The organism is Saccharopolyspora indica (genome assembly GCF_027853965.1).
In the GTDB taxonomy this organism is placed as follows: domain Bacteria; phylum Actinomycetota; class Actinomycetes; order Mycobacteriales; family Pseudonocardiaceae; genus Saccharopolyspora; species Saccharopolyspora indica.
The window spans coordinates 1-16,086 of record NZ_JAQGLB010000030.1 but is presented as its reverse complement, the minus strand read 5'-3'; the positions used below and the strand labels follow the sequence as shown (position 1 = coordinate 16,086).

Sequence of the window (16,086 nt, the reverse complement as noted above, 5' to 3'; positions counted from 1 at the left end):
CCACGCAAAACAACCACGAACAAGCATTACGCGGCCATTGGTTGCGCCCCTGCGGCGACTGCGTCGTAGTGGCCGATCAGCTGCTGGCACAGCGCTGGCCACGTCCGCCCAGCGACCGCCTCGCGCGCGGCCGCGCCGAACCTCCTGCGCAGGTCGGCATCGCGCAGGGACTCGACCGCGGCGCGCAGCGCCTCCGCGTGGACGTCGGCGTCGTGGGCGGGCAGCAGGTAGCCGGTGCGGCCGTGGTCGACCAGATCGCGCGGGCCGCCCGCGTCCGGGGCCACCACCGGGACGCCCGAGGCCATCGCCTCCTGGACCGCTTGGCAGAACGTCTCGTGCGGTCCGGTGTGCACGAACACGTCGAGGCTGGCGTAGATGCGGGCCAGCTCGTCCCCGGTGCGCTGGCCGAGGAACACCGCGTTCGGCACCGCATCGGCCAGCCGCTCGCGGTCCGGACCATCGCCCACCACGACCACCCGCACGCCCGGCATCCCGCCCAGCGCCGCCAGCCGCTCGATGCGCTTCTCCGGGGCCAGCCTGCCGACGTAGCCGACCAGCAGCTCCCCGTCCGCGGCCAACTCGCGTCGCCAGCCCGAATCCCGCTGCTGCGGCGAGAAGCGCGCCGTGTCCACGCCCCGCCCCCACCGGTGCACGCGTGGAATCCCGTGCTGCTCCAGGGTTTCCACCGCCCAGGTCGAGGGCGCCAGCGTCCGGTCGGCCGCGCCGTGCAAGCGCCGGATCCACCGCCACGCCGCCCGCGCGGTCAGCCCCAACCCGTAGGACGCGGCGAAACCCGCGACATCGGTCTGGTACACCGCGACCGTCGGCACGCCCAGCCGCCGTGCGGCTGCCAAACCCCGCGCTCCCACGACGAACGGCGACGCCAGGTGCACGACGTCCGGTTGGAAGCCCTGCAAGCCGCGCAGCAACCGCCGCGTCGGAAAACCGATCGGCAACGACGACACCACCGGCAGATCCACCGCGGGCAGCCGGATCACCGGGAACCCCGCGTACTCGTCCGGGCCGGCACCGGGCGCGATGACGAGCGCCGAATCTCCCCGGCGCCGCAAGTGCTCCAGCACTCGCAGCACCGAATTCGTCACCCCGTTGATCTGCGGCAGGAAGCTCTCGGTCACGATCGCTATGCGCACGCGCATCACGGTCGCGCTCCGGATCGGCGAGCAGTCGACCGCAACGTGACGGCACCGCCAACGGCAACCGAAGAAGTCGTTTCCCGCGACTGGGAAAACCGGTCTTCCCAGAAGGGACGGTTGCAGCGCGCAATCGTGATCTGCCTCTCCACCAGCTGTCACCTGAGCGTTGCGCGCCGGTCACCCACCGCACGGAACCTGGGGCGGCATGACGGTCCTGCCTACCCCGCCGGCGCAGAGCGATCCGGCGCTGGTCTCGCGAGCGTTCGAAGTCGCCGGTCGACTCGCCAACGACGCCGCGGACGTGATCATCGCGACCGCGGGGCGCGGGGCCCAGCCCGCCCCGACCGAGTCCCCGTTCGACTGGGTCACCGACACCGGCCGCACCCTGGAACGGCACACCCGGCGGATCCTGGCCGACGAGTTCCCCGGGATCCCGGTGTTCGGCGAGGAGTTCGACGCGGCGCCGACCACCGTCGCCGAGCACTGGGCGGCCCGCGCGGGGACGGCCAAGTTCCGCTGGTCCGTCGATCCGGTCGACGGCACCGCCAACTACGTCGCCGGGCTGCCCTGGTGCACCTACAGCCTGGCCATGCTCGACGAGCACGGCCCGGTGGTCGGGGTGGTCGCCGATCCCTACCGCACGCAGATCTACGCCGCCGCCCGCGGCCGCGGCATGCGGGCGAACGGGAATCCGGTGCGGTTGAGCGAACAGCGCGAGACCCGCGGCGGGATCGTGTGCACCGAGCTGACCAGGACCGGCCCGTGGCGGGGCATGGACCGGTTCATCACCAACGCCACCAGCGCGCAGGTCGGCGTCCGCTTGCTGGGCTCTCCGGCGCTGGCGATCACGCAGGTCGCGCTCGGTCACGCGGTGGCCGCGGTGCTGGACTCCTACCAGGAGTGGGACGTCGCCGGGGCGCTCGCGCTGGCGACCGAAGCGGGGGCGACCGTCCTGGACCGTCGCGGTGAGCCGAACGCGCTGCCGCTGGACGGGCTGCTGGTGGCGGCTCCCGGCGTCGCCGCCGACGTGCACGACTGGTGGTACCAGGCCTTCGCGCGGAGCTGACCGGCGAGCGTTTTCCCTTGGAATCGCGGAGGTTCGACGCCTCGGGCGTCAGGCTGCGGGGAGCAGCGCGCGGGCCGGGGCCGAGCCCGGTTTCGGGCCGAAGACCGCCGACATCGGGCGCAGCAGCGGGAATTGCTCGCGGAGGACCACGACTTGCTGGTGGACCCGGGACAGGTCCGGGTCGGCGACCAGCTCGACGACCGCTTCCAGGACGTGGTCGGTGACCATGCCGAAGCGCACCACCGCATCCTCCAGCTGACCCCGCACCCGGCTCAGCACCGCGGCATCGGCGCTCGTCAGCCCGCGCCCCAGCTCGGCGAGCGCGCGGACGTTCGGCAGCTCGGCGTCCATGCGGCGCACCACCGCTTGCAGGTTCTGCCGGGCCCGGGTGGAGGAGACCGCGTCCACCGCCCGCGCGGCCCGGTGCACGGCCTGCTCGCACCGGCGGACGTCGTGCAACCAGCGGTCCGGCGGCTGCGCCGGAACGGGCGGCACCGCGGCGGGCCCGGGCAGCGCGGCGGGTTCGGGCCGCGCTCTCCTGGCGCGGGCCACCAGCACCACTCCGGCCCCGCACCCGCCCGCGACCAGTGCGATCAGCACCTGCAACCAGAATCCGTCCACGTCGGGTCGTCCTTCCACTCGGCCGCGAGCAGCCGTCGAAACCGGTGTCCGCGCCCGCGATCGCCGGGTTCGACGTCGTGTGCCGGGCCGGAGTTCCCGGGCGCCTCCCGATCACTCTGCTCCGATCCCGCCCGGACTTCTTGGGGAAAAGTACTCAATCTCGCCGCCCACCCGCTCTGCGTAGCCGCGCACCGGGGCGGAAGCGGGCAATTTCGCGCACTGGCTCCGTCACCGCTGGTGAAGGCCCGTGAGTGCTTTGGGGGGCTATAGCACCACAAAACGCTCACGGGTCACCACCAGCGGAAACAGCGCCGACAAGGGGCAATCGGCCGGGTCAGCCGCCGGAGCGGGCGAGGTACTGGAGGTCGGCGATGAGGAACTCGAAGTCGCCGGTGTGCGCGCCGTCGCGGCCGCCGGGGCGGGCGAACGCGCCGAAGTCGGGCGGCTCGGGGAGCCGGAGGCGGGCCACCGAGCTGACCTCGTCGAGCACGCCGCGCACCTCGTCGCGCACCCGCGCCGGGTCGACGCCGCAGCCGAGGTCGTCCATCCGGACCTCCACCGGGTGCGGGACGAACAGCTCGGCGGTCAGCGGCCAGATCCGCTGGAACCCGGCCGCCATCCGCCGGGCTGGATCCGCGCCGCCGTCGCCGAACCGGATCACCCACTGCGCCGCGTGGTCCCGGTGCCGGGCGAGCCGGTTCAGCGAGTTCGCCGCCAGGTCGGCCAGCACCGCGTCGCGGCTGCTCACCAGCCGCTCGAAGACCGCGTGCCGCCACGCCGCGAACAGCAGCAACCGGGCAGCGGTGGTGGGAAAATCACCGCCCGGCCCCGGTCCGCAGTCGATCTCGACGAGCCGCACGTTGCGGAAGTCCGCGGCCTGCCGCGCGTAGGCCAGGCGGTCCTCGTCCCGCCCCGCGCCCTCGACCTCACCGGCGCGGTGCAGCAGGGTTCGCGCCTGGTCCACGAGATCCAGCGCGATCCGGCCGAGCGCCGCGGACTCCTCCAGCTCCAGCGCGCGCACTCCCCACTCGGTCAAGCGGTGCGCGAGGACCAGCGCGTCGTCGCCCAACATCGCGCAGTACTGGGAGAGTTCCCGGGCGAGCACTCCTCCGGGCACCGATCGATCCACAGTGGACATGGATGGTGCGCCGAGCACCCACTGCTGCACATCCGCTGCGCCCGCTCGCGTTTCCCTGACGTTCATCATGGCGACCTCGCAAGCCGGGACCGACTCCCGGCGCAGCGACCGCATCGGCCCTCCGGCGGGATGTCGACGGGCCAGTCCAGTGTCACACCACCCGCCCCGCTCGGGGAACCCCGCGCAGCGGCCGCATCGGACCTGGCCCAAGACCTCGGCCTCGTTCTTTCAAGCGGCGAAGCCGCTTAGCCCGCCCTCGCAGCTCGCACCGCCACGCAGAACGAGCCTGGAAAATCCGATGTCAGCGCGTCGCGTTGCGGCGGAAGAGCCAGTACAGGGGCAGCAGGATCGCCCAGAGCACCGCGAGCATGCTGCCCACCGGGAGGAACGACAGCGTCGCGTTGCGGCCCGCCACGCGGACCAGGTCCGGGTTGCGGGAGTCGAACTCCACCCGCACCAGCTGGCCGGTCTGCAGGTCGGTCGGGTAGAGGACGCCGTTCGCCGGGATGTAGACGCGGCCCTCGTCGGTGTTGAAGCGCACCGCGGTCCGGAACAGCGAGGTGTCGACCACCTCCGCGACAGCCTCGCCCCTGGACTCCTCGATGGTCCGGTCGTTGATGAAGCAGGCGATGATGATCGACAGACCCATCGCGGTCATCAGCACGCCCAGCACCAGAACACCGCGGGCGGCCCGCCGCCAGCCCTTGCGACGCACCGGTCGCGCCACCGGCCGGTCACCTTCCGTGCTGGATCCGGTCACCGAGTCGGCCGCGTTCGGCACCACCGCGTCGCTCGCCACGGTGACCGATTGTAAGCGCCCCACCCGCACTACTTCGGTGTCGGCCACCACTTGGAGCCCGCTGGTGGTTGTTTTGCGTGGCGGTGCGGGTGGCGGAACCTGACTGCTTCCCTGGACTGCGGGTGCCCTCTCCTGATGTATGTCCAATGCACGGCGGAGGAGCCGTCCTCGCCAGGAAAACACTCAGAACCCGCGGCGGTGCGAGCTGCGTGCCTGCTCCAAGCGGCTGACGCCGCTTAAGGCGCGGACGGCATTCGCCGACAGACTCTTCGGGCCCGCCGCATACCCTCCAGGAGTGGCGACTACATCCCGGCCGCTGGTGGCGCGAACCCGCCGGCTCGAACCAGGTGACCCCCGACACGACCGCCCGCTGCTGGACCTGCTGCCCGGCGGTTCGGCGCTGAGCTGGGTCCGCGACGGCGCCGGGCTGGTCGGCTGGGGCTGCGCGGCCCGCCTGGAGGTGTCCGGTCCCGACCGCTTCGAGCAGGCCGACGCCTGGTGGCAGCAGCTGTGCGAGCGGGCCGAGGTAGTCGATCCGGTGGGCGTGCCCGGTTCCGGGCCGGTGGCCTTCGCCAGCATGGCCTTCGCCGACCACCCGGGGCACTCGGCGCTGGTGGTGCCGGAGGTCGTGGTCGGGGAGCGCGACGGGGTGCGCTGGATCACCACGATCGGCGACGGGGCGGCCGAGGCCGCCGAGCCCGAGCCGGTGCACCCGCCCGGCACCGTCTCCTACAGCGACGGGCAGCTCTCCGCCACCGGCTACCGGCAGGCGGTGGCCGAAGGCGTCCGCCGGATGCAGGAGCCCGGCGGCCTGGCCAAGGTCGTCCTCGCGCACGACCTGCTGGCCACCACCTCGGAGCCGCTGGACATGCGGTTCCTGCTGCACAACCTGGCCGCCCGCTACCCCTCCTGCTGGACCTTCGCGGTCGACGGGCTCATCGGCGCGACCCCGGAACTGCTGCTGGAGCGGACGGGCTACGAGGTCCGCTCCCGCGTGCTGGCGGGCACGATCTGGCCGCGCGAGGGCCACAGCACCGAGCAGCTCGCCGCGGAGCTGCTGTCCTCCGAGAAGAACCGCCACGAGCACGCCTACGCGGCGGAATCCCTGGCCGTGCGGCTGCGCCCGTTCTGCAGCGATCTCGTCGCGCCCGACGAACCGGAGGTGCTCCGGCTGCGCAACGTGCTGCACCTGGCCACCAACGTCGAGGGCAAGCTCAGCGATGCCGACGGCCGGGCGGCGACGCTGCTGCGGCTGGCCGCCGCGGTGCACCCGACGGCGGCGGTCGGCGGCACGCCCACCGAGGACGCGGTCCGGCTGATCAGCGAGCTGGAGGGCATGGACCGGGGCCGCTACGCGGGGCCGGTCGGCTGGCTGGACGGCAGCGGCAACGGCGAGCTCGGCGTCGCGATCCGCTGCGCCCAGGTCGAGAACGCCGCTGCGCCCGGCGGTGAGACCGGGCGCAGCGGCGGGAAGCTGCGGTTGTTCGCCGGATGCGGGATCGTGCCCGACTCCGACCCGGACCTGGAGGTCGCGGAGGCCGAGGCGAAGTTCCTCCCCGTCCGCGAAGCCCTCGAAGGCCTGCACTGAACGCCGACGGCCCGCAACCCGCCCTCGGCGCGTGCTGAACGGCCCGGTGAAGGGCACCTTTTAGCAAGTAAGTTGCCTAAAGGTGCCCTTCACCGGTCAGCGACACCTCAGTGCTGGTGCAGGAGCGAGTGCGTGTGGTCGAGTTCGGCGACCGCTGCGGGCGGTGCGGCCGCTACGCGCAGCGCGCTGGCCGGGACACCGGTGGCTTCGCCGACCGGCGGCTTGCCCTTGGTGAACAGCCAGACGTTGAACAGCTCGTCCAGCTGCTTGCCGGACTTCTGCTCCGCGAGCTCGATGAACTCCTCGACGGTCGCGGTGCCGTACTGCTTCTGCGCCACCCAGGTGCGGACGGTGTCGAGCAGCACCTCGTCGCCGACCACGTTGCGCAGCGCCTGCAGCGTCATCGCGCCGCGGTCGTAGACCGCACCGTCGAACACCGACTCCTTGCCCGGATCACCCGGCGTGACCTGCCAGAACGGGTCGTCGGCCGGGTACAGCGCGTAGTAGTGGTCGAACAGCTCCTGCGCGGTTCCGGTGCCCTGGGCCTCCGACCAGAGCCACTCCGCGTAGGAGGCGAAGCCCTCGTTGACCCAGATGTTGCGCCAGGTGTCGACCGAGACCGAGTCGCCGAACCACTGGTGCGCGAGCTCGTGCACCACCACCGAGGTGTTCGCGCCCTTGCGGAAGAACAGGTGGCTGTAGGTGGGCCGGGTCTGGTTCTCCAGCGCGAAGTTCATGCCCTCCGAGGACACCAGGCCGCCCTGCGCCTCGAACGGGTACTCGCCGAGCACGCCGCTCAGGAACTCCAGGACCTCCGGGCTGCGCTCGACGCTGGCCTTCGCCGGGCCTTCGAGCTCGCCGAGGCCCTCCGAGTAGGCGCTGACGTAGGGCTGCCCGAACGCGCCGGTCCGCGCGTTGACCTCGTACTGCCCGGCGCCGAAGAACGCGAGGTAGGTCGCGGTCGGCTTGGTGGTGCGCCACTTCCAGGTGGTCCACCCGGCCAAAGTGCTGGTGTCGGTGTGCACGCCGTTGGCGATGGCCTCGGTGCCCTCCGGCACGGTGATCGCGATGTCGAAGGTCGCCTTGTCCCGCGGGTGGTCGTTGCCGGGGAACCACCAGGCGGAGATCTCCGGCTGGCCGACCGCCAGCGCGCCGTCCGAGGTGCGGATCCACGGGTTGAGCCCGTCGACCTCCACGGTGGACGGCACGCCCTCGTAGTCCACGACGAACGTGGCCAGGCTGCCCTCCGGCAGCGTTTCCGACGGGGTCACCGTGAGTTCGGTGCCGTTCTGCGAGAACTCCGCGGGAAGTCCGTTGACCTTCACCGACTTCGGCGTCAGCGCGAAGTCCAGGTTGAACGCGGTCAGGTCCTGCGTCGGCTTGGCCACGATCGTCGTGGTGCCGCGCAGCTGGTCGTCCGCGGGCTGGTAGCGCAGCTGGATGTCGTAGTGCGAGACGTCGTAGCCGCCGTTGCCGTAGCCGGGGAAGTAGTCGTCACCCGCGCCGGGCGCACCCGGTCCGGCATCACCGGCCAGCGCCGGTGATGCGAAAAGCGCCGTCGCACAGCAGGCCGCGGCCGCCGCTCGCAGGCCGTGTCGTCGGAACACCTGCCACCTCCTCGAAATCGTGCTCCGGAGGGAGCCTAGAGAAGGTCATGACCAGCAGGCGGTCTTTTGGTCCGGCACGTTTTTCCCATTCTGCGGCGGAATCCGCGAATCACTCCGATGGGCCACAGCGATGCGCCGTGATCTGCGGAAACGCGGCCCGGCGCGCGCCGCGCCGGGCATCTCACGAAATGGGAATCAGCCCAGCAGCGCGGAGCGGACGGCGGCCTGCAGGCGCTCGTGCACCGACCGCAGCGCGGCCCGCTCGGCCTGGACCTCGATCACGCGCAGGCCCGGCCGCCACCGCAGCGCCTCGACGAACTCGGAGTGCTGGCGCACCAGTTCGTGCTCGACGCCGTGCGCGGCGCAGAGCTGCCCGAGGTCGGTGCCGTGCGGCGTGCCGAAGATCCGCTCGAAGGACTCGCTGTGCTCCGGCCCGCCCTGCTCCAGCAGCGAGAAGATGCCACCACCGTCGTCGTTGAGCACCACGATCGTCAGGTCCGGCCGCTGCTCGTGCGGCCCGAGCACCAGGCCGTTGCTGTCGTGCAGGAACGTCAGGTCGCCCAGCAGCGCGTAGGCGGGCCGCCCGTGGGCGATGGCCGCGCCGATCGCGGTCGACACCGTGCCGTCGATCCCGGCCACGCCCCGGTTGCGGTGCACGACGACGTCGGGCCGCTGCCGCGCGGCCAGCGCGACGTCGCGCGTCGGGTTCGACGAGCCCAGCACCAGCAGCGCGTGCTCCGGCATGGCGTCCACCACCGAGCGCGCCACCGCCGGGCCGTTCGGCCAGCGCTCCAGGTCCAGCGCGGCGTGCAGCGCGGCGGAGGCCTTCTGGTCGGCCTGCTGCCAGCCGGTCAGCCAGTCCGGATCCGCCGGTGCGGGCGGCGGCCCGAAGGTGTCCGCGACCTCCCGCAGGTTGTGCGCGGGCGCCGGCCAGTCGGCCCCGCCGCGCGCGAGCAGCACCTCCACGCCGGTGTCGGCCAGCAACCGCTGCACCTGCCGGAACACCGTCGGGCGCCCGACGCACAGCACCTGCTCCGGCCGGTGCTGCTGGACGAACTCGGGCAGCCCGAGCAGCCACATCCCGGTGCTGATCACCGCGGAGCCGGGCACGCCCACCGCGCCGACCTCCGACAGCACCGGCCAGCCGGACCGCTCGCCCCACTCGCCGACTCCGGCCACGCCGGAGTCGGCCGTCAGCACCAGCCCGTGCCGGGCGCGGACGCGGCCCAGCGCGCTGGGCGCCCGACCGGAACTGGAGACCTCCGTCCAGCGCGCGCCGTCCGGGCGGCCGTCCAGCGGCTCGGACCAGTCGGTGTCGCCGGAGGGCACCAGCGGCTCCCGGAACGGGAGGTTCAGGTGCACCGGGCCGCCGCGGACCTCGCCCTGCGCCGCGTGCCAGGCGCGGCACACCTGGCTGCGCCAGTAGGCGTTCTGCCCCGGCCGGTCCTCGGCGACCGCGAGCTCGTCGAACAGTCGGACCTCGGAGCCGAACATGCCGTGCTGGTCGATGGTCTGGTTGGCCCCGGCCGCGCGCAGCTCCGGCGGGCGATCGGCGGTCAGCACGATCAGCGGCACACCGGAGTGGAAGGCCTCGCTGACCGCCGGGTGCAGGTTCGCCGCCGCCGTGCCCGAGGTGCAGGCGACCGCGACGGGCGACTGCGAGCGCGCGGCCAGGCCTAAGGCCAGGAATCCGGCGCTGCGCTCGTCGATGCGCACGTGCAGCCGCAACCGCCCAGCGTGATCGGCCTTGTGCAGTGCGTAAGAGAGAGGTGCGTTGCGGGATCCCGGGGAGAGCACCACCTGCCGCACCCCGTTGCGGACGAGCTCGTCGACGATGACCTCAGCCTGAGCCGTGGACGGATTCAACCCATCACCTCTGAACCTCGTTGGCGGACCCCGGCCGGAGGAACATGGTCCCCCTCCCCCTCGTCCGCGCAGGCGCCGGGCTGCTGCGGGGAGGCCCCCGCGCCGGGCACTTGCTGCGCCTATTGTCCCAGGTGTGCAGAATCCCCGTGTCTCTGAGCTGTTCGATCCGGCTTCGTGGGAGCCCGTCGCGGGCTTCGACTTCACCGACATCACCTACCACCGCTGCGTCGAGGACGGCCCCGGGAAGGGCACCGTGCGGGTCGCCTTCAACCGGCCTGACGTGCGCAACGCGTTCCGCCCGCACACCGTCGACGAGCTGTACCGCGCGCTGGACCACGCGCGGATGACCAGCGACGTCGGCTGCGTGCTGATCACCGGCAACGGCCCGTCCAGCAAGGACGGCGGCTGGGCGTTCTGCTCCGGCGGGGACCAGCGGATCCGCGGCCGCTCCGGCTACCAGTACGCCGACGGCGAGACCTCCGACACGGTCGATCCGGCCCGCGCCGGGCGGCTGCACATCCTGGAGGTGCAGCGGCTGATCCGGTTCATGCCCAAGATCGTCATCGCGGTGGTGCCGGGCTGGGCCGCCGGTGGCGGGCACAGCCTGCACGTGGTGTGCGATCTCACGCTCGCCAGCGCCGAGCACGCCAAGTTCAAGCAGACCGACGCCGACGTGGGCAGCTTCGACGGCGGCTTCGGCTCGGCGTACCTGGCCCGCCAGGTCGGCCAGAAGTTCGCCCGCGAGATCTTCTTCCTCGGCCGCCCCTACAGCGCCGAGCAGGCGCACCGGATGGGCATGGTGAACGAGGTCGTCCCGCACGAGGAGCTGGAGGCGACCGCGCTGCAGTGGGCCCGCGAGATCAACGGCAAGTCGCCGACCGCGCAGCGGATGCTCAAGTACGCGTTCAACGCCATCGACGACGGCCTGGTCGGCCAGCAGCTCTTCGCCGGTGAGACGACCCGCCTGGCCTACATGACCGACGAGGCCGTCGAGGGCCGCGACTCGTTCCTGGAGAAGCGGACCCCGGACTGGTCCAGCTACCCCTGGTACTACTGATCAGCGGACCAGGCGCAGCGCCGCGGGGGCGCGCCCGATGCGCAGCTGCTGGCCCCAGGTCAGGGTCAGGGCGTCCGATTCGATGCCGTCGCCGAAGGCGACGAGCTGGTCCGACTGGACGGTCAGCGCCAGCTCGTCGCCGACGAGCTCTCCCTCGGTCATGGACGTCCCGGTGGCCGGTGACGGCCAGGCCTCGCGGACGAACCACACGAGCCTGGGTTCCGGCGGGCTCGGCAGCCGCAGCCCGCTGCCGCGTTCGAGCGCGATCGAGCGGCACCAGCCGGTCGCGCCGGTTCCGCTCGCGACGATGACGCCGGAGGACGCCTGGGCCTCGGTCCCGGAACCCGGCGGCTGGAGCTCGTAGCGGGCCGTCTGGTGACCCGGGTGCCCGACGAAGATCTCGTTGAGCGCCAGCAGCCGCTGCCCGTCGTCGAGCTGCGCCTGCACCATGGTCCGCTCCTCCACCTCGCCGGTGGATCGCAGCAGGTCCGGGAGGTCGTCGGGCGCGTGCGCCACCAGGGTTCCGGCGTTGCGGTCCGGTTCCGGGTCGATGCCGATGACCGGCTGGCCGTCGAGGTACTTCGCGGCGTTGGCCACGAGCCCGTCCTGCCCGACGACGACCACCACGTCGTCGGGCGCGAACAGGAACCGCGACACGTCCGCCCGCTCGACGACACCGCGCCGCCAGTCGACCGGCACCGCGGCCGTCGCCCGGGCGATGGCGCTGGTGGTCCGCTCGTGCCGCTCCGCCAGCTCCGCGATGCCCCGGCCGCGGCCGCGGAGGAAGAACGCCGCCTGGCCGCGGGTGCCGTGCCGGGCGATGAGCTCCTGGTACTCGGTGCGCCGGTGCACGATGACGACGCGCGGTGCGCTGCTCATCGGGCTTCGCCGCCGAACTTGGCCAGCGCCTTGGTCAGCAGGTCGGGGGTGAGCACCACGGTGTCGATCTTGGGCAGGTTGCCCGCCAGCTCCTTCAGCGCCAGCCCGAGCAGCACGCCTTCGGGCAGGTCGCGGTAGGCTGCGACGTGCGCGGCCTCGGCGTCGCCGCGAGCCGCCCCGGCCAGCCGGGTCTCCTCGGCTCGCGCCTCGGCCAGCGTGACCTTGCGGCGGGCTTCCGCCTCGGTCGAGATGGCTCCCGCCGCGGCCGCTTCTTCGGCCTCGCGCCGGGCGTTGGCGCCGCGCTGGGCGACCAGCTGCTCCTCGCGCCGGGCCAGCTCGATCTTCGTCTGCAACTCGTTCTCGCCGATCGCGCGCTCCCGCTCGACGGCGATGGCGCGGCGCTCGAAGGTCGCCTTGTCGGCCTCCTGCTGCACCAGCTCGCGGGTCGGGGTGCGCAGCGCCTTCTCCACCTCGGGCTCCGGCCGCACCGCCACGACCCGGACGCCGACCACCTCGATCCCCGTCTCCGCCAGCCGCTGGTCGGCACCCAGCCCCGCGGCGATCACGTCGCGCACCGGCCCGACCCCGCCCGCCGTGGCCGCGGTCAGGTCGTCGCCCGCGAGCAGGTCGATCGCGTATTGCTGCGCGGTCTCGGTCAGCAGCCCGGCGACCTGGTCCAGCGGCGTCGCGCGCCAGCGGCCGGTGTCCGGGTCGATCGAGAAGTCGATCCGGCCGGCCGCCGTGGCCGGGTCGGCGAACCGGTAGGTCACCGTCGCCTGCACCGTGACGTCCTGGAAGTCGCTGGTGCGGGCGTGGAACAGCAGCGGCAGCTCGCGGTCGTCGGCGGGCACCTCGTTGAGCACCGCGCTGAGCGGGCGGAACCAGAACGACGCACCGACGCCGGCGCGGACGGTCCGGCCGCGGCGGACGTGCTCGACGTAGGTGGTCGTCGAGCCGCGCAGGTGCCGGACCAGCGGGTAGCGGGCGATGTCGGCCATGGGAGCCCTCCTTGTTTTCGTCAGATTGACGATAACCCTGCCGGAGCCTAATCGTCAAACTGACGCTAAGTCGGTAGGCTGGGCTTATGGCAGAGTTCCCACCGTTCGCCGTCACGGCCGACCTGGTCGTCCTGACCGTGCGAGACGACGCCCTGCAAGCCCTCGTGATCCGCCGCGGCGAACCGCCGTACGAGGGCGACTGGGCGCTGCCCGGCGGATTCGTCCGCCCGGACGAGGACCTGGACGCCGCCGCGGCCCGCGAACTGGCCGAGGAGACGGGGATCTCCCGCGACCACGTGCACCTCGAACAGCTCGCCTCCTACGGCGCGCCCGACCGCGATCCGCGGATGCGCGTGGTGACGGTCGCCTACATCGCGCTGGCCGCCGACCTGCCGAGCCCGAACGCGGGCACCGACGCGGCCGACGCCCGCTGGCAGCCGGTGGACGAGCTGCTCGCCGGGCGGCGCCTCGCCTTCGACCACACCCGGATCCTCCGCGACGGCGTGGAGCGGGCCCGCGCGAAGCTCGAGTACACGCCGCTGGCCACCGCGTTCTGCCCGCGCGAGTTCACCATCGCCGAGCTCCGCCGCGTCTACGAGGTGGTGTGGGGCGCCGCCCCGGATCCGCGGAACTTCCACCGCAAGGCGACCAAGACGGAAGGCTTCGTCGAGCCGACGGAGCGCACCACGACCCGCGACGGCGGCCGCCCGGCACGCCTGTACCGCGCCGGTCGCGCCCACCACCTGCACCCGCCCCTGCTGCGCGGCGGCGAGGCTTGACCCGGGACATTTCCCCAGGTCAACTGCCGTAAGTGTTTTGTGGTGCCATAGCCCCGCAAAACACTCACGACACCTCGGACACCGAACTCCTACCCGGACCTGAACACGCGCCGCGCGGGGACCAGCCGACAATGGAGCGCATGTCGAGTGCCCGCCACCTGCAACCGCTCCCCGTGCCGCCCGGCTCGGACGCCTTGGACGTCCTGCCCGCGCTGGAGCGGGCGCTGAACGGTGAGGGCCCGGCGCTGCTGCCGGTCCGCGGCGACGACGGCGCGGAGGCGCGGCGCCTCACCGAGGCGCTGTCCGGCCCGCTGACCAGCGCGGAGGACTCCTCCGATGACCCGACCGCGCTGGTCATCGCCACCTCCGGATCCACCGGCACGCCCAAGGGCGTGCTGCTGACGGCCGCCGCCCTGCGCGCCTCGGCCGAAGCCACCCACCGGCGCCTCGGCGGGCCCGGCCACTGGCTGCTGGCGATGCCCGCGCACCACATCGCCGGGATCCAGGTCCTGGTCCGGGCGCTGCTCGCGGGAACCCGCCCGAGCGCCGTGGACACCGCCGACGGCTTCCGCCCGGAGAGCTTCGCCGCAGCCGCGCAGCACGTCCTCGCCGCGGACGGCCCGCACTACACCGCGCTGGTGCCCACCCAGCTGTCCCGGCTGCTCAGCGCAGGCGGTGACGGCCTCGCCTCGCTCCGGAAGTTCGACGCGGTGCTGCTCGGCGGCGCCGCCACCCCGCCCGCGCTGCTGCACCGAGCGCTCGCCGACGGCGTCCGGGTCACCACGACCTACGGGATGAGCGAGACCGCCGGCGGATGCGTGTACGACGGGCAGCCGCTGGACGTCGCGGAGGTCCGCCTCGACGGCGAGACCGGGCCGATCCTGCTGCGCGGGCCGATGCTGGCCAGGGGCTACCGGCACCAGCCGGAGGCCGCCGCGTTCGCGGGCGGCTGGTTCCGGACCGGGGACCTCGGGCGCTGGCAGGACGGGCGGCTGGAGGTGCTGGGCCGCGCCGACGACATGATCATCACCGGCGGCGTCAACGTCGCCCCGCTGCCGGTGGAGCGGGTGCTCGCCGAGCAACCCGGCGTCCGCGAGGTGTGCGTGCTCGGCGTGCCGGACCCGGAGTGGGGCCAGGCGGTCGCCGCCGCGGTCGTGCCCGCCGACCCGGCCGCACCACCGGCCGAACCGGAGCTGCGCGCTGCCGTCCGCGAGCGGCTGAACGCCGCCGCCGCGCCGAAGCGCTTCGCCTTCCTCCCGGAGCTGCCGCTGCGCGGCCCGGGCAAGCCGGACCGCCGCGCGCTCGCGGAGCTCTTCCAGGCCTGAACGCCGCAGGTCGGGCCCCGCCACCGGGAGGCTGCCACTGCCGGGTGAAGCCGGTGCGCGAAGATGGCTGGCATGGCGACTGTTGCGCAGTGGATCGAGGGAGCTCGGATCCGCACCTTCCCGAACGCGATCGCGCCGGTGCTCGCCGGGACCGGCGCCGCGGCGGGGCTCGACGGGTTCGACCCGCTGATCGCGGTCCTCGCCCTCGCGGTCTCGATGTTCCTGATCATCGGCGTGAACTTCGCCAACGACTACTCCGACGGCATCCGGGGCACCGACGACGACCGGGTCGGCCCGTTCCGGCTGGTCGGCTCCGGCTCCGCCCAGCCGTCCGCGGTGCGCACCGCGGCCTGGATCTGCTTCGGGCTCGCCGCCATCGCCGGCCTGGGCGTGGTCTACCTCAGCGGGCAGTGGTGGCTGCTGGCCATCGGCGCGCTGTGCATCGCCGGGGCCTGGTTCTACACCGGCGGCAAGCGCCCGTACGGCTACGCCGGTTTCGGCGAGCTGGCGGTGTTCGTCTTCTTCGGACTGATCGCGGTGCTGGGCACCATGTACGTGCAGGCCGGGAAGATCAGCGGCTTCGGCATCGGCGCCGCGGTGGGCGTCGGCGCGCTGTCCAGCGCGGTGCTGGTGGCCAACAACCTGCGCGACATCCCGTCCGACCGCGTCACCGGCAAGCGCACCCTGGCCGTGATGCTCGGCGACCGGGACACCCGGACCCTCTACGTCGCGCTCGCGCTGGTCCCGTTCCTGATCACGGTGCTGATCGGGCTGCGGAACTCCTGGGTGCTGCTCGGCTTCGCCGCGCTGCTGCCCCTCGTCGTCCCGCTGCGAGCGGTGATCACCGGCGCACAGGGACGCGCGCTGATCCCGGCCCTGCGCGACACCGGCCTCGCCATGCTGATCTGGGCGGTCATCACCGGCGCCGCACTCGCCTTCGGCTGAAAAGCCTGCACTCGGGGTCGTTTTGCGTGGCGGTGCGGGTAGCGGAACCTCAGACGCCGCCTGGACTCCGGGAGCCCGCAGCGGTGCGAGTTGCGAAGGCGGGCCAAGCGGCTTCGCCGCTTCAAAACGAGAGCGAAGAACGGCCCGCGCACCAGCTTGAGTTCTAGGAGTCGTCGCAACACCCGATCTACGGGGATGCGATGGACTTCGAGACTCGGAACCGGTCGGTTAACCAGGGCCGTCGACGGTTGACGCGTGAGCGGG

General features: G+C 72.8%; 14 protein-coding genes. 6 read left to right on the top strand and 8 right to left on the bottom strand.

Annotated elements, in window-relative coordinates; all coding sequences use genetic code 11:
* Positions 1-26: 26 nt before the first annotated feature.
* Positions 27-1,157, bottom strand: coding sequence for a glycosyltransferase family 4 protein (locus OU416_RS37270; protein ID WP_372907261.1), 1,131 nt, complete (start codon positions 1,155-1,157; stop codon positions 27-29).
* 202 nt (positions 1,158-1,359) lie between these two features.
* On the opposite strand from OU416_RS37270, the gene OU416_RS37265 reads away from it, so the two are divergent.
* A complete protein-coding gene (locus OU416_RS37265) occupies positions 1,360-2,220 on the top strand; it encodes an inositol monophosphatase family protein (RefSeq protein ID WP_270931805.1) in 861 nt (286 codons plus the stop codon).
* A 48-nt stretch (positions 2,221-2,268) separates the two neighbouring features.
* Here OU416_RS37265 and OU416_RS37260 read toward each other — a convergent pair whose 3' ends face one another.
* The 3 genes from OU416_RS37260 to OU416_RS37250 all read right to left on the bottom strand — a co-directional run bounded on the left by OU416_RS37260 (position 2,269) and on the right by OU416_RS37250 (position 4,778).
* Positions 2,269-2,841, bottom strand: coding sequence for a hypothetical protein (locus OU416_RS37260; protein ID WP_270931804.1), 573 nt, complete (start codon positions 2,839-2,841; stop codon positions 2,269-2,271).
* A gap of 334 nt (positions 2,842-3,175) precedes the next feature.
* On the bottom strand, positions 3,176-4,093 hold the full coding sequence (paaC, locus tag OU416_RS37255; protein ID WP_270931803.1) for a 1,2-phenylacetyl-CoA epoxidase subunit PaaC: 918 nt from the start codon (positions 4,091-4,093) through the stop codon (positions 3,176-3,178).
* Between the two features lie 187 nt (positions 4,094-4,280).
* On the bottom strand, positions 4,281-4,778 hold the full coding sequence (locus OU416_RS37250; RefSeq protein WP_270931802.1) for a DUF3592 domain-containing protein: 498 nt from the start codon (positions 4,776-4,778) through the stop codon (positions 4,281-4,283).
* A 295-nt stretch (positions 4,779-5,073) separates the two neighbouring features.
* Between OU416_RS37250 and OU416_RS37245 the strand changes: the two genes are divergently transcribed.
* Entirely contained in the window at positions 5,074-6,366 is a 1,293-nt protein-coding gene (locus tag OU416_RS37245) for an isochorismate synthase (protein WP_270931801.1), read from the top strand.
* Positions 6,367-6,473: 107 nt separating this feature from the next.
* On the opposite strand, the gene OU416_RS37240 is transcribed toward OU416_RS37245, so the two are convergent.
* Together OU416_RS37240 and menD are read right to left on the bottom strand one after the other, a co-directional pair.
* Positions 6,474-7,973 carry a M1 family metallopeptidase gene (locus tag OU416_RS37240; protein WP_270931800.1) on the bottom strand — a complete coding sequence of 500 codons (1,500 nt, stop codon included), beginning with the start codon at positions 7,971-7,973 and terminating at the stop codon, positions 6,474-6,476.
* Between the two features lie 195 nt (positions 7,974-8,168).
* Entirely contained in the window at positions 8,169-9,839 is a 1,671-nt protein-coding gene (gene menD / locus OU416_RS37235) for a 2-succinyl-5-enolpyruvyl-6-hydroxy-3-cyclohexene-1-carboxylic-acid synthase (RefSeq protein WP_270931799.1), read from the bottom strand.
* A 133-nt stretch (positions 9,840-9,972) separates the two neighbouring features.
* Between menD and OU416_RS37230 the strand changes: the two genes are divergently transcribed.
* Positions 9,973-10,896: a 1,4-dihydroxy-2-naphthoyl-CoA synthase gene (locus tag OU416_RS37230; RefSeq protein WP_270931798.1), complete on the top strand. Its 924-nt coding sequence runs from the start codon at positions 9,973-9,975 to the stop codon at positions 10,894-10,896.
* On the opposite strand, the gene OU416_RS37225 is transcribed toward OU416_RS37230, so the two are convergent.
* Both OU416_RS37225 and OU416_RS37220 read right to left on the bottom strand, forming a co-directional pair.
* Positions 10,897-11,775 (bottom strand): NAD(+)/NADH kinase, encoded by an 879-nt coding sequence (locus tag OU416_RS37225; RefSeq protein WP_270931797.1) that lies wholly within the window; start codon positions 11,773-11,775, stop codon positions 10,897-10,899.
* Complete coding sequence (locus OU416_RS37220; RefSeq protein ID WP_270931796.1) at positions 11,772-12,773, bottom strand: SPFH domain-containing protein; 1,002 nt, start codon at positions 12,771-12,773, stop codon at positions 11,772-11,774. The genes OU416_RS37225 and OU416_RS37220 overlap by 4 nt, the downstream gene beginning before the upstream one ends.
* A gap of 86 nt (positions 12,774-12,859) precedes the next feature.
* Here OU416_RS37220 and OU416_RS37215 point away from each other — a divergent pair, with 86 nt between their 5' ends.
* The 3 genes from OU416_RS37215 to OU416_RS37205 all read left to right on the top strand — a co-directional run bounded on the left by OU416_RS37215 (position 12,860) and on the right by OU416_RS37205 (position 15,822).
* A complete protein-coding gene (locus tag OU416_RS37215) occupies positions 12,860-13,552 on the top strand; it encodes an NUDIX hydrolase (RefSeq protein ID WP_270931795.1) in 693 nt (230 codons plus the stop codon).
* A gap of 140 nt (positions 13,553-13,692) precedes the next feature.
* Positions 13,693-14,877, top strand: coding sequence for an o-succinylbenzoate--CoA ligase (gene menE, locus OU416_RS37210; protein WP_270931794.1), 1,185 nt, complete (start codon positions 13,693-13,695; stop codon positions 14,875-14,877).
* A 72-nt stretch (positions 14,878-14,949) separates the two neighbouring features.
* Positions 14,950-15,822: a 1,4-dihydroxy-2-naphthoate polyprenyltransferase gene (locus tag OU416_RS37205; protein ID WP_270931793.1), complete on the top strand. Its 873-nt coding sequence runs from the start codon at positions 14,950-14,952 to the stop codon at positions 15,820-15,822.
* The last annotated feature ends 264 nt before the right edge of the window (positions 15,823-16,086 follow it).